Genomic DNA, 20077 nt, shown 5'->3' with positions numbered 1-20077 from the left:
ACGGAGTCGAAGCTCCCCTTCGCACGTTCGGCAAGGGGAGCTTTTGCACATTACGAGACGAATCCCCGGAAAAGATTCGCAAAGCCAATTCACCAGAAAGCACCGAAGGGGCGTCAGTACCATTGACCGATCTCAACGCATTGCATGATTCATCCCGCACGCTCGTCATGGGCGTGCTCAACATCACCGAGGACTCGTTCTCCGACGGCGGCCTGTGGCTCGACCCCGCCAAGGCGCGCCGGCACGGCGCCGACATGATGGCCGACGGAGCCGACATCATCGACATCGGCGCCGAATCCACCCGTCCCGGTGCCAAGCGCGTCAGCGAGGAGGACGAGCTGTCCCGCATCACCGGCGCCGTCACCTCGCTCATCGCCCATCCCGGCGCCGTGCTCTCCATCGACACCACGCGCGCGTCCGTCGCCGCCGCTGCGCTCGACGAAGGCGCGCAGATCATCAACGACGTCTCCGGCGGCCGGCTCGACACGGAGCTGCCGCACGTCGTCGCCGACCACGACTGCCTGTACATCGTGCAGCATTGGCGCGGCTGGCTCGCCGGCTCGCACGGCGGCGCCGCACCCGACGCCGACACCTCGCACTACGAGCATGGGGTCCTCAACGACGTGCGCGACGAACTCATGCGACAGGTCGACGACGTGGTCGCCGCCGGCGTCAAACCCGAACGCATCATCATCGATCCCGGCCTCGGCTTCTCCAAGCCCGGCATCGAACACAACCTGCCGCTGCTCGCCGGCCTCGACGCGTTCAGGGCCACCGGGTACCCGGTGCTCATCGGCCAGTCGCGCAAGCGGTTCATCGGCGCCATGCTGGCCGAAGCCGGCATCGCGGAGCCGACCATGGACGACAAGGACAACGTCACCGCCGCGCTGTCGGCCCTGTGCGCCGAACACGGCGCATGGGCCGTGCGCGTGCACGACGTGCGCCGGTCCATCGCCGCCGTTCGCGCCGCGACCCTCTGGAAGCAGTACGCCAACTGACACGAAAGGCTCCCCCATGGATTCCATCCGACTCACCGGCGTACGCGCCGAAGCCACGCACGGCGTCCTCGACTTCGAACACGTCGAGCCGCAGCCGTTCATCGTCGACGCCACCATGTTCCTCGACCTCTCCGAGGCCGGCGCCAGCGACGACCTCGCCGCCACCGTCGACTACGGGCAGATCGCCAAGCGCATCGTCAACGTCATCGAGGGCGAGCACGTCGACCTCATCGAACGGCTGGCCACCAAGATCGCCGACTCCATCCTGCTCTCGCATCGCATCCAGCGCGTCATTGTGACCGTGCACAAGCCCAACGCGCCCATCAAGGTGCCGTTCGGCGACGTGAGCGTGACCATCGAACGCTCGCGCGACCCCGAACCGGCGCCGGTCACCGCCGCATCGCAGGCCGCGGCCGCGCAGAACCCGGCCTCGAATGGTGCCGGCGCCGACGGTCGGCAGCAGGACTCCACGCCCCATACCGCGGTCATCGCCATGGGAGGCAACCTCGGCGACGTCGAGCAGACGCTGCGCGCCGCCGTCGTCGCCATCGACGGCGTGCCCGGCAACCAGGTCAACGGCATCTCGCCGCTCTACCGCACCGCAGCCTGGGGCATGGAACCCGGCACGCCGGACTTCCTCAACGCCGTCGTGGAACTCACGACCACGCTTGACGCCGAAACGCTGCTGCAGACGTTGCAGACCATCGAAGCGGCGCACGGCCGCTCCCGCGAAGTGCATTGGGGATCGCGCCCGCTCGACCTCGACATCATCGACTTCGACGGCGAGACCAGCGCCGACCCGCATCTGACCCTGCCGCATCCGCGAGCCTGGCAGCGGGCGTTCGTGCTCGCCCCGTGGGCCGACCTCGAGCCCGAGGCCACGCTTGCCGGCCCCCACGGCGGAACGGTCGCCGATCTGCTCGCGCAGACGCCCGACCGCGACCGGATCGAGAAGGTCTCCGACAGCTGGATCCTCGGCGGATCGGTCATCTGACCGCCATCGCGCATATCACGCAGCCGTGGGGAATCCATGGCAGGGAAACGAACCGCAATCCATAATCCAAGGAGGCAAGGCATGAAGGTACGACGCACACCATGGTGGCAGTACGTGGTCTCCATCGTCCTGGGCACCCTCTGCGGCGCCACGCTGGTCAAGGCCACCGAGCACAGCGCCTACACGCTCATGGGCGCGCCGTGGCTCGTATCCCTGCTGCTCGCCATGCTCGGCACGCTCGTGCTCGTCCTGTCATGGCAGGTGCACAAATACGTGAAGGGCGACATCAAGGTCATGAGCATGGACCGTGCCGTCAACACGCTGCTGCTGGCGAAGTCCCTCGGCATAGCGGGGGCGGCGCTCGCCGGATGGTACGGCGGCCAGCTCATCATGAGCCTTGGTCATCTCGAAGCGGAATTCTACAGCGACGCCGCGCTTGAATGCGGCGTCGCCACGGTCATCTGCCTCATCGACATGGTCATCGGCATCGTGGGGGAGTACTGGTGCCAACTGCCGCCGAAGGACGGCCCCGAGCATCCGAAGGTCAAGGAGGCCGAACGGCGTCGCAGCCTCGCCCCGGCAGCCGGCACGGCCGGCGCGGCGGGTGCGGGCGGCGCCGAAACGGCCGGCAAGACCGCCGACGGGACGGGGCGGCGGAACCATCGTCGCAAGGCGCGCTGATTCCGCCCAATAGCCAAGAAACCCCGTAATCGATTCCGCTGTGCCACAATGGAGTGTATGACACGTTATGAATTGCGCACGGTTCCCGGCGAGCGCGACATCGTCCTGCGGGTGGCTGCCGACGACGGCAGCTTCCGCACGGCGCACGTCTACAGCGAGCAGGAACAATATCCGTTGGCGACGGACCGCTACTATCACAATCTTCGCAACCTGTTCCTCGACGTCCTCGACGTCCTCGACGGCAATCCGCCGCTCGCCGACGATGATGCCGATGACGGGCCGGACGCCCCGACCGGCAACACCATCAGTCTCAAGACGCTTGCCCAGCGTGCCTCCCACGCCGCGGCGGACGGCTCCGGCAACGCCCGACGGTTCAAGGACGCCCGCTCGCTGTGGGCGTTGATGAGCAACCACGTGGACGTGCGGGTCAAGCGTCCCGACGACGAGCCGATCGTGGACGTGCGACGCACGAAGAACTGGAAGAAGAACCAGCCGATGCGCGCCGTGCCCGCCGACCCCGGCGCATGGTTCGTCTCCAGCGTGTACTCACGCTCGAACCAGCGCAAGAACCCGGTGATTATCTACCGCAGCATCGACGCCGTGTTCGACGCGCTGCTGACCGATCTCGACGAGACCGCCGCGCCCGACATCACCCGCGCCCGCGACGCCATCGCCGCCAACCTCGACTACCCCACGTATGCGGACATTGCCGTCGCATTGGGCGACTCCAACATGCTGGTCTTCCACAACGACCAGTCCCTGGCCGATTGGATTCGCGAGCAGGCCCGCGCGCAGGAGACCATCTTCCCCGATACTCCGGCGCAGGTGTATGTCATTCCCGACCCGACGATCGATGACGACGATCCGCGCTATCTGCCGGCGGAATCGACCATGACGCTGGCGCATCTCGCCAACGTCCTCGCTCCTCGTGACTGATGGTCCAGTTGGTCCGAGCCGTCTTGGTGGCGTCGGGACCGGCTGCCTGTCTGAGATTGTCTGAGATTGTCTGAGATTATGGGACTGCCCGTGTCGGTGTGGATGTCACTGTAGACGTCCACACCGACACGGGCAGTCTGTTTTCCGGCTGTTTCTTCCGGTCCGACCGTTTTCTTCGTCTTTCCCGGGGGATTCGGTGCCTACTTGCCGGCTTCCTCCGGATTCGGCACGCGAATCATCGCCTCCTGGCTCATCGCGGCCACGAGCTTGCCGTCGCGCGAATACACCTTCGCATAGCTCAGGCCGCGGCCGTGCGCCGCCGTCGGCGTGTCCTGCACATACAGATGCCACTGGTTGATGTCGACGTCGCGATACCACCACATCGAATGGTCAAGCGTGGCGAACGAAATGCCCGGCGTCATGAAACTCAACCCGGCACGACGGACGATCGGCTCCATCATGATCTGATCGCATCCGCACGCCAGAATCGCGCGATGGCACAACTGCGGCAGGTCCACCTGGCCGTCGATCTTCATCCACACCATCTGCTTGCCGCTGTTCGTGCTCGCCGCCTTGTCGTCGGTGCCCAGCATCACGGTGCTGTTGACGTGACGGATGTCGAACGGCGAACGTTCGGCATAGTATTCGGCGAACGGCGACTGGGTGCTGTACGGCTTCATCAGCTCCTTGGCGCTGGTCAGCGACTCGGGGTCGGGGACGTTCTGCGGCATCGGGTCGGAGAACTCCACGCCCTGCTGCCCATGCTTCTGGAAGCTGGTGATGGCGGTGAGGATCGGGCCCTTCGACTGCGTGGCGTTCACACGGCGGGCCGAGAACGACCGGCCGTCGCGCAGATTCTCCACGTCGAACAGCACATCCTGACGGATGTCGCCGGCGGCGATGAAATACGCGTGGATGGAATGCGGCAGACGGTCCTCGGGAACGGTGCGCGCCGCAGCGACGACCGACTGCGCGATGACCTGGCCGCCATAGACGCGACCGGTGGGGAAGTACAGGCTTTCACCGCTGATGTAGGTGTGGTTGCGGTAGGGGGACGGGTCTCCCAGTCGCAGCACCTTGATGAGATGATTGAGCGGTGACTGGTCTTCCCGAGTCTCTTCCTGCGTCATGAATTCCTCGCTTGTCGTGTTGTCATGCAGTGGTCGGTGGCGTCTGCGACATCGAAGCGCCGGCGTCGTTTTGCATTCTGCAATGCAGTCTATCCACGACTCGTAAAGAAAAAGAGGACCGTTTTGTAACAAGTTCGTGAGCTAGGTGAACGCAAGATGACGGTGTTGTCGATTGGGATGCGGACGCATTGATAATGAAACGACGGGTGCACGCTCACATGTCGGGGGTATTCGTGGTCCGTGGTGGACCGCGTTGCAGTATGCCGGTTTTGCAACGCAATCCATCGGAAAACCATGATTATTGATGGATTGCGTTGCATTTTGGCGAATATGCGGCGCAGTCCATCGGAATCGAGCCGGTCGGTTTTCGAGACCGTTGGAATCATGCGGTTCTATCAGGGTGGATTGCTTGCGTGTGATGGACTGCGGTGCGCAATCACCGATTTTGCACCGCAGTCCATCGAGAAGTGTTGATTTTCGATGGACCGTGCCGTATTTTGACGATTTTGCGTTGTAATACATCAGCCGACCTTGTGCGACTCGGGTTACTTCATGGATTGAAGAGACCGTGCGGCATTCGGCATTCGATATGCGGCATCCGGCATCCGATTTCACATCATCCGGCAAGCCGATATATGCGTCGCAATCCGCGGAATTACCGCGGCAGGCGGCACATCTTCGACAAAGGCCGCGCCTCGATGAGGAAATCCACGCGGGCGCCTTGCGAAATCAGCAGTCTCGCCACCTGAAAGGCGAAATACGCCCGGGATTCGGCGTCCTTCAACGCATCCGCAGTCACGACGAACACAATCCATCCATGCAGCCGCAGACGTTCGCGTTTTTCCTGGTCGCGTCGCCACTGTCGCTTGTCCGTACGATGGTGGTCACCGTCGTATTCCACCGCAACGTGAGCCTCCGGCCATGCCATATCCACGGTCATCGCCGCTCCCGACCGGAACGTCATCCCCGGCACGACGTAATTCGTTTCGGGGCAAGGTATGCCATGGCATACCAAGGCAAGACGGCATATCGTCTCCTGTGGGGAATACACGTTTTCCCGAGCCATCCGCAATGCCATGCGGCAGAACAGTTTTCCGGCGAACGGTGACGATTGCTCAAGAAATTCACGCATGCGTTGCAGAGGATCGCGCCCACCATCCACCATCATGCGGAAGATGACGGCGTCGGTGAGTACGATGAACTGCTCCAGGTCGACGAACCGTGCCATCTGGGCCCATGTATGCACCAGGTCGAGCACATATATGGACGGAGACAGACGGATTTGCGACGCCCCGTCGAATTCTGCCCAGATGTGCGAGATCTTGGCCTTCGAATTCATGCGTCGGCCGCGAGTGCTGGCCACGGAATGCAGCCGATCGGTGTCGAGCCGGCACTGCTCGGGAACGGGCACCATCTGCAATTCGAGGGCGGTCGTCAATCCAAACAGTATTTTCCGCTTGCCGTTCTTTGTCTCCTCGATGCATCGTTGCAGGGTGTTCTGTCGTTTCATCGCCAGCGTTTCGCTCATGGCGCCGGCAGCGTGCGAATCGTCGGTGCCGGTGCGGGAATGCTGCGGATTGAAGGCCCGGGTTATGGGATTTGTCGGGGTTGCAGGGTTTGTCGGGTTTGCGAGTTCTGCCTGGTTCGCCGGATTCGTTCGGTTCGTGTGACCCATCCGGTTTACGTGGTTGACTGCGGTGACATCGGTGTTCGTTCGGGTCTTGCGGCCGCTATCGTCGCCCGATGACTGCATGGGTGATTTCGTCGGTTTCGGCCTGGTGAAGGCGGATGTCTGCGGCCGGCGTGGCGATGTGTCTCGGCGCTGTTTCCGGCTGGTCTCCCGTCCGCCTGATTCGTCGGTTCTCCGCTGATGGTTCGGTTGCTGATAATTCGGATATTGCATGGTCTTCGGCCCCCTTGATGAAGAAAACGTTGTGGATGCACAACGCCGTGATATTCACGGTAGCGGAAAACCATGCGTTGATAGAAGGAAAACAGGAAATGTGGATAACTGTGGCATTGCCGGCGACAATGTGGTTGGCCATAATGATGGTGTGCCTGGCGACGGCGACAATCCGGCTGGCCGCAGCGTCGATGTGTCCGGCGGCGACGATGCCGATGACTGTCACGACGATGAGAATGATGCCCTGAAAAGTCATGGGATTCGTGCTGTTCCTAGCCATTATTCATGGTTTGCGTTGGTCTGCGTTGGATTGCTGTGGCTTGTGATGGTCGTCGTTGACTTGTAATGGATTACGTTGCGTATTGCCGGTTTTGCAACGCGGTACATCGGAAAATTACGATTTTTGATGGATTGCTCTGCGATTTGGCGTATGTGCGGCGCAGTCCATCGGAATCGAGCCGGTCGGTTTTCGAGACCGTTGGAATCATGCGGTTTTGCCGGGGTTAATCGTTCATGCGCGGTGGACTGCATTGCAATATGCCGGTTTTGCAACGCAATCCATCGGAAAAACGCGATTTCCTATGGACTGCGTTGCGAAAACGCGTATATGTGGCGTAGTCCATCGTGCAAGTAGGAAACGTCGAGTGGTGGAGGAATGGAAAGACAGAAAGATAAGAGAAAGGAGCGAAAAGAAAAGTAAGAAAAAAGGGCAAAAACAGAGGGAAGAGGGAAGAGGGAAGAGGGAAGAGGGAAGAGGGAAGAGGGAAGAGGGAAGAGGGAAGAGGGAAGAGGGAAGAGGAAAGAGGAAAGAGGAAAGAGGAAAGAGGAAAGAGGAAAGAGGAAAGAGGAAAGAGGAAAGAGGAAAGAGGAAAGAGGGAAGAGGGAAGAGGGAATGCGCATATGACAACGGCTCCCGCTGAGGGGAGCCGTTGCATCGATGGCGTCGCTGCTGAATTCAAAACCGCGATGGCCGACCGATATCACGATGGCCGACCGAAACCGCAGTGGTCAACTGGCATCACGACGGTCGGCCGATATCACAATGGTCGGTCGGAATCGCGACGGACGCCGTTACGCCTTACGCGCGGGTCAGCTTGCGGTGCAGGCGGTGCGGACGGGCCGCATCCTCGCCAAGACGCTTGACCTTGTTCTCCTCGTAGGCCTGGAAGTTGCCTTCGAACCAGTACCAGTTGGCCGGGTTCTCGTCGTTGCCTTCCCAGGCGAGGATGTGCGTGGCGACGCGGTCGAGGAACCAGCGGTCGTGGGAGATGACCACGGCGCAGCCGGGGAACTCGAGCAGGGCGTTCTCCAACGATTCGAGCGTTTCCACATCGAGATCGTTGGTGGGCTCGTCGAGCAGCAGCAGGTTGCCGCCCTGCTTGAGGGTCAGCGCCAGGTTCAGACGGTTGCGCTCGCCGCCGGAGAGCACGCCCGTGAGCTTCTGCTGGTCGGAGCCCTTGAAGCCGAAGCTGGCCACGTAGGCGCGGGTCGGAACCTCGACGCCGCCCACCTCGATGAAGTCGAGACCGTCGGACACGGCCTCCCACAGGTTCTTCTTCGGGTCGAGGCCGGCGCGGTTCTGGTCGACGTAGCTGATCTTCACCGTCTCGCCGATCTTCAGCTCGCCGCTGGTGAGCGGCTCGAGGCCGACGATGGTCTTGAACAGCGTGGACTTGCCCACGCCGTTCGGACCGATGACGCCGACGATGCCGTTGCGCGGCAGCGTGAAGCTGAGGTCGTCGATGAGCACGCGGTCGCCGAACGCCTTGTGGATGTGCTTGGCCTCGAGCACCGTGGAGCCCAGACGCGGCCCCGGCGGAATCTGGATCTCGGAGAAGTCGAGCTTCTTGGAGTTGCGTGCCTCCTGCTCCATCTGGTCGTAACGCTCCAGACGGGCCTTGTTCTTGGCCTGACGGGCCTTCGGCGAGGAGCGGACCCATTCGAGCTCGTTCTTCAGGCGCTTGGCGAGCTTGGCGTCCTTGGCGCCCTGGATCTCCATACGCTTGGCCTTGGTCTCCAGATACGTGGAGTAGTTGCCCTTGTACGGGTACAGGTGGCCGCGGTCGACCTCGCAGATCCATTCGGCCACGTTGTCCATGAAGTAACGGTCGTGGGTGACGGCGATGACGGCGCCTTCGTACTTGTGCAGGAACTGCTCCAGCCACAGGATCGACTCGGCGTCGAGATGGTTGGTGGGCTCGTCGAGCAGCAGCAGGTCGGGGGCCTCGAGCAGCAGCTTGCACAGGGCCACGCGGCGACGCTCGCCGCCGGAGCACACGGTCACCGGGGTGTCGGGGTCGGGGCACTGGAGGGCGTCCATGGCCTGCTCGAGCTGCGAGTCGAGATCCCAGCCGTTGGCGGCGTCGATCTCGGTCTGCAGCTTGCCCATCTCCTCCATGAGGGCGTCGAAGTCGGCGTCGGGGTTCGCCATCTCCTCGCCGATCTGGTTGAAGCGGGCGACCTTTTCGGCAATCGGGCCGAACGCCATCTTGATGTTCTCGCCCACGGTCTTCGTGTCGTCCAGCGGCGGTTCCTGCTGCAGGATGCCGACGGTGAAGCCCGGGGTCAGCGTGGCCTCGCCGTTCGAGACGGTGTCGAGGCCGGCCATGATCTTCAGCAGCGTGGACTTGCCCATGCCGTTGGGGCCCACCACGCCGATCTTGGCGCCGGGCAGGAAGCTCAGGGTCACGTCGTCAAGGATCACGCGGTCGCCGTAGGCCTTGCGCGCCTTGATCATCTGATAAATGAATTCAGCCAAGTGAGTTCCTTATCTCTGTCGTTGGTTGTATTCCGTTGATTCCCAAAATTTGCGCGCCCCGTTCGCCGAGATCGTCGGAGGTCGCCGCGATCGTCGTGATGGCCGCGAGGCGTGGCAAAAAGTTCCAAAACCATTATTCTACAGGCCATCTACAGCCGTGTGCAACGGCGTTTGCCCCGGCCGAAATCCCCGTTCGGATCGTCACCCGTCATCTCGCCGCACCGTTGTGCGCGAGCCGAAGCTGCATGGCGAGACGATAGTGGTCGATGAGTCCGTCGACCACGTTGGGCCACGTTCGGCCCTGGATGGCCCTGAAGCCGTTGTCGGCGACGCGGCGACGGAACACGTCGTCCGATATCATGCGCTGAACGCAGGCCCGCAGCGCCTTGTCGCTCTGCGGGGAATACAGCAGTCCGGTCCGTCCGGAATCGACGAGGTCGATAGGGCCGCCGCTGGCCGGTGCTATCACCGGCAGCCGGCTCGCCATGGCCTCCTGGATCGTCTGGCCGAACGTCTCCTGATTGCCGGTATGCACGAACACGTCGAGCGCGGCGTAGGCGTCGGCCAGCTCGTCGCCGTGCAGCATGCCGGTGAAGATCGCCGTAGGCAGCCGCTGATGCAGATAGTCGGCGCATGGGCCGTCGCCCACGATTACCAGCTGGATGCCCAGTCCCGACAGGCAGCTCAGACGGTCCACCTGCTTTTCCGGCGCCAGACGGCCCACGTATCCGACGACCGTCACCGCGCCGTCGTAGCTCCACTTGCGATGCAGCCGGCGCACCCGCTCCGATTCGGACCGTTGCGGATTGAACAGCCGCGAATCGACGCCGCGACCCCATAGGCGAATAAGCGACGGGTCGACGCCGAACGATTCCAGACGCTGCCGCGCCTGATCGGTCGGCGCCAGCGTGAGCGTGGCCTTGTTGTGTAGTTTCGCGATACGGTCGGCGATGATCTGTTCGGCGGCGTCTCCTGCGGATCTGCCGACCTTGCGCAGCCATCCGGTGTGCTTCGGCGCCATGCCGTCGGCCAGCCCGTCGATGGTCTGCCTGGCGAACCGGCGCGCATACTGCGCCACGTCGGTCTGATAGACGGCCACCGTGGCCACGCCCATCTCGTCGCCGGCGATCAGCGCGGCATGGCCGAGCCGGGAGATCGGCGCCGCCACATGGATGACGTCGGGACGCGGGCCGGACTCGATCATCTCGATGACCGTGCTTTTCATCGGGATGGCCACGTTGAAATGCTGCACCGGCCACGACGTGACCGCATCGACGCGATATCCCTCGAACGAGCCGCTTTCCGGCGCCGGCTGCGGCGAGATCACCTGCGCGTCGAAGCCTCGGTCGGCGAACCGGCGCAGCATATGCTTCACGCTGTTGCTCACGCCGTTCGTCTGCTCCAATGACGATTCGCTGACCACAAGCACGCACAGCGGGCGCCCGTCGTCTCCGGCTCGTGTCGAGGACGGTCGGTCATCGTGTTCCATATCGTCGGTCATCCCACCCATACCGCCCAGTCTATGGACGACGGATTCGACGGAAGGCCCGGTTTCTCCGTTGTTCAGCCATTGTTGCCGCATCGGTTGCCGTGGCGACGCTTTGCGGGAGAACCCCGCCGCCATGGCATGCGCCCGTGGCGCATGGGCGTCGTCGTCTCGCGGACGGGGACGGCTTCCGTCGGATGGCAGGCCGTGTGATAGACATGAACCTCGTGAAGTCGAGCAGGTAGAGGAATAAGGAGAGGAACCATGGGCAGATCCCGAAGCGCTGCGGCGACGCCGGCGTTGCTGGCCGCGCTTATCTTTCTGGTGGCGTTGAACCTCCGTCCGGCCATCGCGGCGGTCGGGCCGGTGCTGACCCGTATCGGCGGGGACCTCGGCTGGGGCGAAAGCCTTCTGGGCGTACTCGGCGCCATGCCGTTGTGGGCATTCGCCGTGGTGAGTCCCCTGGTCCGGTTCGTCACGGCGCGCATCGGCGCCGACCGGACCATCCTCGCCGCGCTGCTGGTGCTGGCCGTCGGCGATGTGGCCCGCTCGTTCGGCGGGCCGACCGGCGTCTGGCTGGGCACCGTTGCCGCGGGCGCAGGCATCGCCGCAGGCAACGTGCTTGTGCCGGTGATCGCCAAACGCGATTACGCCGGCCACGTCTCCATGGCCACCGGCGTGTATTCGGCATGCATCACGACCGGCTCGGCGATAGCCGGCCTGACCGCCGCGCCGCTGGCGGACATGCTCGGCGGGTGGCGGCCGGCGCTCGCCCTATGGGCGGCACCGCCGGTGATTGTGGCGGCGCTGTGGTCGATTCGCGTGATGCGGGGAACGTCACGGGCTTCGGACGGTTCCTCGGCGACGCCGCATGACCCGCATGAATCCCGCGGTACCGGCGTATCGGCCGATTCGTGCGCTAAGTCCGCCGCGGGGGCGGCGTCCGAGACGGCCGTTGCCTCGGCGAAGCCTTCCGATGCCGTCGCTGTCGAATCCGCCGCCGCATCCCTGCCGCTCTGGCGCCGGCCCATGACCTGGTGGGTCACGTTGTTCATGGGTCTGCAGTCGGCCGCGTTCTACACGATGTCGAACTGGCTGCCGTCGGTCGTCACCGCCGCCGGATTCAGCGACGCGACGGCCGGTGTGCACCTCTTCGTGTTCCAGTCGTTGGGCATCCTCTCCGGTCTGATGATTCCCGCGCTCATGCAGGTGCGTGGCAACCAGGTCTGCGCGGCCGTGGTCTCCAGCGTGCCCATGGTCGTCTCCGGCCTCGGATGGATGGCGGCTCCCGGCCTGTCGCTGCTGTGGGGCGTCATCGGCGGCATGGGGCAGGGCGCGGCCCTCGTCGTGGCCCTCACGCTGATCTCGCTGCGAGGCCGCACGTCTGAGGAAACGGTCGCGCTGTCCGGCATGGCGCAGTCGATCGGCTATCTGCTGGCGTCGGTCGGCCCGCTCGCCTTCGGTACGCTCGCCGAACTCTCCGAAGGATGGACGGCGCCGCTCGTGCTGTTCACCGCGCTCGCCGCCGTGCAATGCGTCGTCGCCGTGCTCGCCGGCCGCGACCCGGCCCGCGTTTGATTCCCCAATCGTGATTCGTTGACCACGTTGTCGACGTCTTCCATATACTTACCAATAGTCATTATTATTAGTAAGTAAATTCGGGGTGGAAATGACCAACGACAACGACGACGGGATCGGCGCGGCAGACGGGCCGTCCGGGACCGTCGGGAAGAACATGACGGACAAGGCCGCCGCAGCCGGCGTGCTGCCGTTGGAAGAGGTCCGACGACTTCTGGATGTGTGCTGGAAGGCCAAGCGCATCACCGAACTCATGCCGGCGCTGCCCAAAGGGCTGAAACCCCGCCACGTGCACGTGATCGACGCCGTATGGCATCTCAACGAGCCGAACGGGCAGAACGTCGGCACCGCGCGAGTGGGCGACGTCAGCGCGTTCCTCGGCGTGACCACACCCAGCGTCACCAAACTCGTGAACGAAATGACGGCGCTCGGATTGGTGCGCAAGCACGCCGACGACGCCGACCGGCGGGCGGTGACGCTGACGCTCACCACCCGTGGGCTCGACATACGACGCATATACGTGGAGGAATACCACTCCCGTCTCTCACGGCTTCTCGGCGACCTGACCGTCGACCAATGCGAGACGACCGTGGCGACGATCACGGAAACACTACGACTGATGCAGGAGGACGCACGATGACCGCAGCCACATCAACCGCAAAACCACCCAACGGCGGCAAGGCCCGCGTCGAACCGCGGCTCGTCGTCGCCGTCGTGTCGCTGGCCATCCTGACGTTCCTCGGCATCCTTTCCGAAACGTCGCTCAACATCGCCTACTCCACGCTCATGGGCGAGTTCTCCGTCGGTGCGGCCGTCGTGCAATGGCTCACCACCGGCTATCTGCTGCTGCTGTCGGTGGCCATCCCCAGCTCGCCGTTCATGGTGCGCAGGTTCGCCACCAAGACGCTGTTCGTCGCCGCCGTGGCCATCTTCACCGCCGGCACCGTGCTCGGCGCGCTCGCCGTCAGCTTCCCCATGCTGCTGGCCGCGCGTCTCGTCATGGCGCTCGGCACCGGCATCTCGCTGCCGCTCATCACCAACATCATTTTGGAGAAGGCGCCGCTCGAACAGCGCGGCATGATGCTCGGCATCGTCAGCCTCGTCACCTGCGCCGCGCCGGCCATCGGTCCGGTGTTCGGCGGCGTGGTGATGGAATGGCTCAACTGGCATTGGATCTTCTACATGATGCTGCCGTTCCTCGTATTATCGTTCGCGCTCGGTGCCGTCACAATCCCCGAGATCCGACATGAGGGCGACGCGGCCAAGGCCACGATCAGCGTGCCGTCGCTGGTGCTGGTGGCCGTGGGGTTGGCCGGTCTGATCGTGGCGGTGAGCTTCTTCGCCGAATGGAACGGCGACTGGCGGTTCTGGACGGTGCTGGCGGCGAGCGTTGCGGTGCTCGCCGTGTTCGTCGTCGTGCAACTGCGTATGGAACGGCCGTTGGTGGAGGTGCGCGTGTTCGGCCATTCCGGATTCTCTCTGGGCATGCTGATTCTGCTCATGAGCTCCGGCGGCGTGCTGGGCCTGAACTTCCAGCTGCCGATCCTGCTGCAGCGCGGCTTCGGATTCGGCAGTCTCGTGGCGGCGCTGATCCTGCTGCCCGGCGCCGTGGTCGGCGCCGTGTGCGCGCCGCTGATCGGCAACGCGCTCAAGCAGCATTTCCCGCCGAAGTTCATCGTGTTCGGATTCGTCGGTGTCACGGTCATGGACATTGTGCTGCTGCTCGCCTCCGGCAGCGTATGGGCCGTGGCCGTCGCCTACGCGCTGTTCATGGCGTTCTCCGGATTCGTGCTCGTGCCCGACCAGACGCATGCGCTGAACCAGCTGCCCGCGCGGCTCAACGCCGACGGTTCCGCGGTGATGAACACCGTGCAGCAGCTTTCCGGCGCCATCGGCACCGCGGTCGCCAGCACGCTGCTCGCCGAATTCTCCGCTGCGGCCGTGCGGGCCGGCTCCGGGGCGGCCGAATCGTATCTGCGGGCGTTCTCGGAGAGCATGTGGGTGTTCGGCGGCATGGCCGTCGGCGGCGTGGTGCTCGCCGCGCTCATGTTCCGGTTCTCCGTGCGGAGACCGCCTGAGCCTGAGCCACAGGCCGTGGAGGTCTGAATCCGGTGGGAACATGGAGCCATGAGCGGAAGACGTGGCAGAGGCACAGGGGATGACGCGCCGCAGGGATGGCCGTATGTCGATGGCGGCAAACACGATTCGGATGGCTGGAACGCAGCTGGTCCGGATGCGCGTTCAACCGGTGTTCCGGTCTTCTCGGACGTGCCTTCCGCCGAGGACCGGGCGGCGACCCGCCGTATCCGCGTCAAGGCGCTGGCCTGGCTGCTCGTCTTCCTTGCCGTACTGTCCGCGGCCGTGACCGCGTACGGAGCCTCCTCCGGTCCGTTGGGACGCGCCTACCCGTGGCTGGCCGTCGGTTCGTTGGTCATCGGCACCGTTGCGCTCACCTATGGCGTCGGATGGCATCGCGCGGCGGCCGTCGTCCGCGCGGCCGACGCCGGCGACCGCGTCGCCGCGGCGTATCTGCGATACGGTCCCCAGCTTGGTTCCGTCGCATGGTGGTGGACGACCCCGCCGATCCGGTCCAGCACGGAACGGCGGCGTATGACCGCCGTCGGCATCCTGCTGCTTGCCGTCGCCGTCATCGGCGGCGTCATGACGGCCGTATTATGGCACACGCCGATATCACGCGGCATCCTCGCGATGACGGTGCTGTCGATCATCCCGATGCTCGTGGTCGGCCTGTGGGCCGTCGTGTTTGCCGCCCGACCGGATGAACGCATCGGTCGTGCGGCCGGGCCGCTGTATTACATCCTGCTGATCGCCGGACTCATATCATCGGGTCTTGTCTGGGCGGCCGCGCACGACGGCTATGCGCTGGGCGTGCTCGCCACGGCCTACGGGCTCGCATTGAACTGCATTCGGGGATTGCGGCATCTCGTGCCGGTCATCCTGGCGAACGACATATTCGTGCCGACGAACCGCAGCGCGATCGACGCCGATGTCGCACGCATGGCCGCCGACGAACCGCAGGTGCCGATGGAGGGACCCGGCAGTCCCGAGCGCCGACGGGTCCGTGCCAAATACGAACGCCGGATGCTGTTGCGCTATACGCTGCGTACCATCCTGCTGCTCATCATGCTGGCGGCGGTGGTCGCGCTCAAGGTCGCGTTCGGCGGGTGACGGCATGATGGTATGTCGTCGCCTTCAATGAATGGAAGGGCAACGGAAGAGAGAAGACAGAGGAGGCAGCATGCCGAAAACCATGCGGGCGGCAACGGGGAAGCCGGTGCGTACGAAGGCCCCGAGTACGAAGACCCCGCGCGCGGGAATGCCGCACATCGTCAAGCGGATGCTGTGCTTCTGCGGCGGTGTGGCCGTCAACTCGGTCGGCATCGCACTGATTACGAAAAGCAATCTCGGCACCTCGCCGATCTCCAGCGTGCCGTGGGTGATCACGCTGCACTGGCCCGTCGTGAGCTTCGGCATGACCACGTTCGTCATGAATGCCGTGTTCATCCTCGTGCAGGCCATCCTGCTGCGTCGTGACTTCCACGCCGTGCAGCTGCTGCAGATCGTGGTCAACGTGGTCTTCAGCGCATTGCTCGACGTGAGCATGGCCGCCCTGTGGTTCTTCAATCCCGAAACGTGGTGGCTTCGCGGGCTGGGGCTGCTGCTCGGCTGCACGATCCTGGCGTTCGGCATCTGCATGGAGGTCTCTCCGGGCCTGATCACCGTGCCGGGCGAGGGCATCGTGAGGGCCATCGCCGTCGTGACGAGGATACGGTTCGGCACCGTCAAGGTCTGCTTCGACGTATCGCTGATCATCCTGTCGACCGTCATGTCGTTCATATTCTTCGGACGGCTCAACGGCGTGGGCGTCGGCACGGTCGTCGCCGCGCTCATCACCGGTCAGATCGTCAACTTCTTCAACCGCCACATCCGTTTCGTCGGGGCGATCGAACGCGGTGAAGGCCGTGGTGTAAGTTCGGACGCATGACCGATACCGCCACCGACCGCAACGTCACACCGCCCGCCGCCGACCTCGCTGACCTCGCCGTGGGCGCCGAATCCGTCGGATTCTGGCGCGACCGCCGTCTGATCCTCGCCGACGTGAACCTCAACATCCGCCGCGGGGAGAAGTGGATCCTCTTCGGACCGAACGGCATCGGCAAATCCACGCTGATCGCCATGATGAGCCTGCGGCAGTTCCCTAACGTCGGCAGGCTCTCGCTGCTCGACCACCGCCCCGGCGGCATCGACAAGTTCGCGTCCGGGCACCGCATCGCGCTCGCCTCGTCGGCCGTGGGGCGCGAGGTCGCACCGCCCGCCGACCCGCTGGACGTCATCGTCGACGCGGCGCCGATTCGCGCCGTGCCCGAGGACCTGGGCGATTCGGCCGACGTGGTCGAGCTCTCGTCCCATCGTGAGAACCGCCGTCGCGAAGGCGCCGAATACGAACGCGCGTATGCGCTGATGGAGCGTTTCGGCATCGAATACCTCGCCGGCAAACGCATGGCCGGGCTTTCCGAAGGCGAGCGCACGCGTGTGCTGATCTGCCGCAACCTCATGTCCGCCGCCGACCTCATGATCTTCGACGAGCCGACCACCGGCATGGACCTGGGCGGCCGCGAGCTCGTCGTGCGCGAACTGGGCCGGCTGGGGGAGGGCGACGGCGAATTCGCGGGCGCCGCCGACCGGACCGTCATCCTCGTCACCCACCAGCTCGAGGAGATTCCCGCCGGATTCGACCATCTCGCACTCATGGGGCACATGCCCGAGGAAAGGTACCGCGAATATCTCGCCGACCATCCGAACATCTACGCGCCCGACCTCGGCAACCCCATGCCCGGCACCGTCACCTACACGGGCGGGCTCGAAGACGGCTTCACCTCGGAGCACCTGACCGGCATGTTCGGATTCCCCATCGACGTGCGCCGCCATGACGGACGTTGGTCCGCGTTCCGCGCCTGATCGCGTCCAGCGTGTCGTGATTTGCGTTCAACCGCACTTGAATCGGTTATATTGAACATGGATGTGAGCGCACACATCACTGTCGTGCATGGTGATGTGTCGCAGCAATGGGCCACGGCCGCGCACGTCATGGGCACGCGTCGGCCGTGGCGGGGACCGAAGCAAGGAGCAAACCGATGAAATACCGCAGCGTAGGCAAGTCCGGACTCAAGATCAGCGAGATCGCCCTCGGCAGCTGGGTGACCGACCTCAAGGGCTCGGCCCAGGAGGACGTCGCCCGCCAGACCATCAAGCTGGCGTTCGACTCCGGCGTCAACTTCTTCGACTGCGCCGACGCCTACTCGGCCGGCGCCGCCGAACGCTTCTTCGGCGAGGTGTTCAAGGACTACCCGCGCAAGGAGCTCGTGCTTTCCAGCAAGGTGTACTTCCCGACCGGCGACGGCGTGAACGACCGCGGCCTTTCCCGCAAGCACATCTTCGAAAGCATCGACCAGACGCTGAAGAACATGCAGACCGACTACCTCGACATGTACTTCTGCCACCGTTTCGACGAGACCACCGACCTGACCGAAACCCTGCGTGCCATGAGCGACCTCGTCGCCCAGGGCAAGGTGCTCTACTACGGCGTCTCCGAGGAGTGGGGTTCGGCCCGCCTCGAAGAGGCCCGGCGCATCATCGACCGCTACAACCTGTACCCGATCACCGTGGTGCAGCCGCAGTACAACCTGCAGGACCGCTACATCGAGCACGAGATCATGGGCACATGCCGCCGCCACGGCATCGGCATCACCACGTTCTCGCCGCTCGCGCAGGGCCTGCTCACCGGCAAGTACCGCAAGGGCCAGCCGCTGCCGGCCGGCTCCCGCGCCACCTGGCAGGCCGACCACCAGATCAACGACCTGCTCACCGACGAGAACCTCGACAAGGTCGAGCAGCTGCGCGGCGTGGCCGAGGAGCTCGGCACCAACCTGCCGATCCTCTCGATGGCGTGGATTCTGCAGCATCCCGAAATCAGCTGCGTGATCGCCGGCGCCAGCAAGCCCAGCCAGCTGGAGAACAACCTCAAGGCCTCCGGCTTCGAGATTCCGGCCGACGCCATGGCCGAGATCGACCGCATCACCGGCTTCCACCGCTTCGAGCGTCACGTCGGCTGATCGGTTCGCGGATGGCGGCCGTCCGATTCGTCGGGGCGGTCGCCTCGAACGATGATTGATTCGCGCGGCGGGGAGAAAAGGAATAATATCCGCCGCGCGAATTCATGAACGACGACGTTCCGTGTCGTCGTAACGTCTATCCTACGCCATGATGTGTACGAACGTACATGTCATGGCGTTTCTTTTGCGGAAGTTGTTTCCGTGCGCCGGGATGCGCCCCGTGTCTCCATGCCTGAACCGTATGGCGGTTTTGTCGTATGGCGTATTTGTTATTCCCCGTCTCGATTCCTAGAGTGAAAGACAAGGTGCCGGCGCGGATGACGCCGGCAATCATGTCCGCCGATATCGAAGGAGAACCGACATGGCAGCAACGATGAAGGCCGCGATTTTCGAAGGGCCGGGAAAGATGGCCGTACGCGAGGTGCCCAAGGCCCGCCTCGAATCCGACGACGACGCCGTGGTGCGCGTGGTGCGTGCCTGCGTCTGCGGCTCCGACCTGTGGTACTTCCGCGGACTCTCCCCGCACCCCGAGCACAGCCAGATCGGTCACGAGTCCATCGGCGTGGTCGAGGAGGTCGGCCCGGCCGTGACGTCCGTCAAGCCCGGCGACTTCGTGGTGCTGCCCTTCCCGTACAGCTGCGGCGAATGCCCCGTATGCAAGGCCGGTTTCGAATCCGTATGCCCCCACGGTGGCTACTTCGGCGCCAGCCAGGCCGAATACGTGCGCGTGCCCGAGGCCGACGGCACCGTGGTCAAGGTCCCCGGCTCACCCGAGGACTACGACGACGCCACGCTCGCCTCGCTGCTCACCATCGCCGATGTGATGTCCACCGGCTATCACGCCGCCGTCTCCGCCGAGGTCAAGCCCGGCGACACGGCCGTCGTCATGGGCGACGGCGCCGTCGGTCTGTGCGGCGTGCTGTCCGCGAAGATGCTCGGCGCGTCCCGCATCGTCGCCATGAGCCGCCATGAGGACCGCGCCGCCGTGGCCTGCGAGTTCGGCGCCACCGACATCGTGCCCGAACGCGACCAGGCCGCCATCGACAAGGTGCTGGAGATGACGGGCGGCTACGGTGCCGACGCCGTGCTCGAATGCGTCGGCTCCAGGCAGTCGTTCGAGACCGCGCTCGGCCTCATCCGCCGCGGCGGCGTCATCGGCCGCGTGGGCCTGCCGCATGATGTGGAGATCAGCGCCGAAGGCACGTTCTACGGCAACATCGGCATCAAGGGCGGTCCGGCCCCCGTGCGCCACTACGACCTCGACTCGGGCCTGCTCGACGCCGTGCTCAAGGGCGAGATCAACCCCGGCCGCGTGTTCACCGGCGAGTACGACCTCGACCACATCCAGGACGCCTACGAGGCCATGGACCAGCGCAAGGTCATCAAGTCGCTCATCCGCTTCTGACGCCCTCCTTTCGCGCTGCCACCATCATACGCAACGCGGGGCCAACCGCACACGGCAGCCGGATTCACCCCCGC

General features: G+C 64.4%; 17 protein-coding genes and 1 pseudogene. 13 read left to right on the top strand and 5 right to left on the bottom strand.

Annotated features, from left to right (window positions below; translation table 11 throughout):
- Nucleotides 1-122 precede the first annotated feature (122 nt).
- The 4 genes and pseudogenes from folP (at nucleotide 123) to GFD18_RS10160 (ending at nucleotide 3609) form a co-directional block, all read left to right on the top strand.
- Complete coding sequence (gene folP / locus GFD18_RS10175) at nucleotides 123-998, top strand: dihydropteroate synthase (RefSeq protein ID WP_163200174.1); 876 nt, start codon at nucleotides 123-125, stop codon at nucleotides 996-998.
- Between the two features lie 16 nt (nucleotides 999-1014).
- Nucleotides 1015-1989, top strand: a pseudogene (gene folK / locus GFD18_RS10170) (2-amino-4-hydroxy-6-hydroxymethyldihydropteridine diphosphokinase); the annotation flags it as partial.
- A gap of 84 nt (nucleotides 1990-2073) precedes the next feature.
- Nucleotides 2074-2673 (top strand): DUF3180 domain-containing protein, encoded by a 600-nt coding sequence (locus GFD18_RS10165; protein ID WP_163200172.1) that lies wholly within the window; start codon nucleotides 2074-2076, stop codon nucleotides 2671-2673.
- A gap of 57 nt (nucleotides 2674-2730) precedes the next feature.
- A complete protein-coding gene (locus tag GFD18_RS10160) occupies nucleotides 2731-3609 on the top strand; it encodes a hypothetical protein (RefSeq protein WP_163200171.1) in 879 nt (292 codons plus the stop codon).
- Between the two features lie 200 nt (nucleotides 3610-3809).
- Here the strand turns inward: GFD18_RS10160 and GFD18_RS10155 are convergent, their stop codons facing one another.
- The 3 genes from GFD18_RS10155 to GFD18_RS10145 all read right to left on the bottom strand — a co-directional run bounded on the left by GFD18_RS10155 (nucleotide 3810) and on the right by GFD18_RS10145 (nucleotide 6898).
- Nucleotides 3810-4739: an acyl-CoA thioesterase gene (locus GFD18_RS10155; protein ID WP_163200170.1), complete on the bottom strand. Its 930-nt coding sequence runs from the start codon at nucleotides 4737-4739 to the stop codon at nucleotides 3810-3812.
- A 655-nt stretch (nucleotides 4740-5394) separates the two neighbouring features.
- Nucleotides 5395-6492 (bottom strand): hypothetical protein, encoded by a 1098-nt coding sequence (locus tag GFD18_RS10150; RefSeq protein WP_163200169.1) that lies wholly within the window; start codon nucleotides 6490-6492, stop codon nucleotides 5395-5397.
- On the bottom strand, nucleotides 6470-6898 hold the full coding sequence (locus GFD18_RS10145) for a hypothetical protein (protein ID WP_163200168.1): 429 nt from the start codon (nucleotides 6896-6898) through the stop codon (nucleotides 6470-6472). The genes GFD18_RS10150 and GFD18_RS10145 overlap by 23 nt, the downstream gene beginning before the upstream one ends.
- A gap of 388 nt (nucleotides 6899-7286) precedes the next feature.
- Between GFD18_RS10145 and GFD18_RS10140 the strand changes: the two genes are divergently transcribed.
- The gene (locus tag GFD18_RS10140; protein WP_163200044.1) at nucleotides 7287-7562 is read left to right on the top strand and encodes a hypothetical protein; all 276 of its coding nucleotides are present in this window, start codon (nucleotides 7287-7289) and stop codon (nucleotides 7560-7562) included.
- 158 nt (nucleotides 7563-7720) lie between these two features.
- Here the strand turns inward: GFD18_RS10140 and ettA are convergent, their stop codons facing one another.
- Together ettA and GFD18_RS10130 are read right to left on the bottom strand one after the other, a co-directional pair.
- The gene (gene ettA / locus GFD18_RS10135; protein WP_100510010.1) at nucleotides 7721-9400 is read right to left on the bottom strand and encodes an energy-dependent translational throttle protein EttA; all 1680 of its coding nucleotides are present in this window, start codon (nucleotides 9398-9400) and stop codon (nucleotides 7721-7723) included.
- A 208-nt stretch (nucleotides 9401-9608) separates the two neighbouring features.
- The gene (locus tag GFD18_RS10130) at nucleotides 9609-10901 is read right to left on the bottom strand and encodes a glycosyltransferase (RefSeq protein ID WP_163228284.1); all 1293 of its coding nucleotides are present in this window, start codon (nucleotides 10899-10901) and stop codon (nucleotides 9609-9611) included.
- A gap of 249 nt (nucleotides 10902-11150) precedes the next feature.
- Here GFD18_RS10130 and GFD18_RS10125 point away from each other — a divergent pair, with 249 nt between their 5' ends.
- The 8 genes from GFD18_RS10125 (at nucleotide 11151) to GFD18_RS10090 (ending at nucleotide 20003) form a co-directional block, all read left to right on the top strand.
- Nucleotides 11151-12464: an MFS transporter gene (locus GFD18_RS10125; RefSeq protein ID WP_163200166.1), complete on the top strand. Its 1314-nt coding sequence runs from the start codon at nucleotides 11151-11153 to the stop codon at nucleotides 12462-12464.
- Between the two features lie 157 nt (nucleotides 12465-12621).
- The gene (locus GFD18_RS10120) at nucleotides 12622-13104 is read left to right on the top strand and encodes a MarR family winged helix-turn-helix transcriptional regulator (RefSeq protein ID WP_163200202.1); all 483 of its coding nucleotides are present in this window, start codon (nucleotides 12622-12624) and stop codon (nucleotides 13102-13104) included.
- Complete coding sequence (locus tag GFD18_RS10115) at nucleotides 13101-14570, top strand: DHA2 family efflux MFS transporter permease subunit (RefSeq protein WP_163200165.1); 1470 nt, start codon at nucleotides 13101-13103, stop codon at nucleotides 14568-14570. The genes GFD18_RS10120 and GFD18_RS10115 overlap by 4 nt, the downstream gene beginning before the upstream one ends.
- Before the next feature lie 162 nt (nucleotides 14571-14732).
- Entirely contained in the window at nucleotides 14733-15653 is a 921-nt protein-coding gene (locus GFD18_RS10110) for a hypothetical protein (RefSeq protein ID WP_163228283.1), read from the top strand.
- A gap of 70 nt (nucleotides 15654-15723) precedes the next feature.
- Nucleotides 15724-16470 (top strand): YczE/YyaS/YitT family protein, encoded by a 747-nt coding sequence (locus GFD18_RS10105; RefSeq protein ID WP_225433067.1) that lies wholly within the window; start codon nucleotides 15724-15726, stop codon nucleotides 16468-16470.
- Nucleotides 16467-17444, top strand: a complete 978-nt coding sequence (locus GFD18_RS10100; RefSeq protein WP_163228282.1) for an ATP-binding cassette domain-containing protein — start codon at nucleotides 16467-16469, stop codon at nucleotides 17442-17444. The genes GFD18_RS10105 and GFD18_RS10100 overlap by 4 nt, the downstream gene beginning before the upstream one ends.
- Nucleotides 17445-17620: 176 nt before the next feature.
- Nucleotides 17621-18598, top strand: a complete 978-nt coding sequence (locus GFD18_RS10095) for an aldo/keto reductase family protein (RefSeq protein WP_163200162.1) — start codon at nucleotides 17621-17623, stop codon at nucleotides 18596-18598.
- Nucleotides 18599-18959: 361 nt separating this feature from the next.
- The gene (locus tag GFD18_RS10090; RefSeq protein ID WP_163200161.1) at nucleotides 18960-20003 is read left to right on the top strand and encodes a zinc-dependent alcohol dehydrogenase family protein; all 1044 of its coding nucleotides are present in this window, start codon (nucleotides 18960-18962) and stop codon (nucleotides 20001-20003) included.
- Nucleotides 20004-20077 lie beyond the last annotated feature (74 nt).

Origin of the sequence: Bifidobacterium saimiriisciurei (assembly GCF_010667655.1) — a bacterium.
GTDB classification, from domain to species: domain Bacteria; phylum Actinomycetota; class Actinomycetes; order Actinomycetales; family Bifidobacteriaceae; genus Galliscardovia; species Galliscardovia saimiriisciurei.
This window is presented reverse-complemented; position numbering and strand designations above follow the sequence as displayed.

Coding starts and splice junctions, on each gene's coding strand:
- GFD18_RS10155 (WP_163200170.1), bottom strand. CDS start 4,739: ATGACGCAGGAAGAGACTCGGGAAGACCAGTCACCGCTCAATCATCTC.
- GFD18_RS10125 (WP_163200166.1), top strand. CDS start 11,151: ATGGGCAGATCCCGAAGCGCTGCGGCGACGCCGGCGTTGCTGGCCGCG.
- GFD18_RS10150 (WP_163200169.1), bottom strand. CDS start 6,492: ATGCAGTCATCGGGCGACGATAGCGGCCGCAAGACCCGAACGAACACC.
- GFD18_RS10165 (WP_163200172.1), top strand. CDS start 2,074: ATGAAGGTACGACGCACACCATGGTGGCAGTACGTGGTCTCCATCGTC.
- GFD18_RS10090 (WP_163200161.1), top strand. CDS start 18,960: ATGGCAGCAACGATGAAGGCCGCGATTTTCGAAGGGCCGGGAAAGATG.
- GFD18_RS10130 (WP_163228284.1), bottom strand. CDS start 10,901: ATGACCGACGATATGGAACACGATGACCGACCGTCCTCGACACGAGCC.
- GFD18_RS10100 (WP_163228282.1), top strand. CDS start 16,467: ATGACCGATACCGCCACCGACCGCAACGTCACACCGCCCGCCGCCGAC.
- GFD18_RS10145 (WP_163200168.1), bottom strand. CDS start 6,898: ATGACTTTTCAGGGCATCATTCTCATCGTCGTGACAGTCATCGGCATC.
- GFD18_RS10105 (WP_225433067.1), top strand. CDS start 15,724: ATGCCGAAAACCATGCGGGCGGCAACGGGGAAGCCGGTGCGTACGAAG.
- GFD18_RS10120 (WP_163200202.1), top strand. CDS start 12,622: ATGACGGACAAGGCCGCCGCAGCCGGCGTGCTGCCGTTGGAAGAGGTC.
- GFD18_RS10160 (WP_163200171.1), top strand. CDS start 2,731: ATGACACGTTATGAATTGCGCACGGTTCCCGGCGAGCGCGACATCGTC.
- GFD18_RS10115 (WP_163200165.1), top strand. CDS start 13,101: ATGACCGCAGCCACATCAACCGCAAAACCACCCAACGGCGGCAAGGCC.
- GFD18_RS10095 (WP_163200162.1), top strand. CDS start 17,621: ATGAAATACCGCAGCGTAGGCAAGTCCGGACTCAAGATCAGCGAGATC.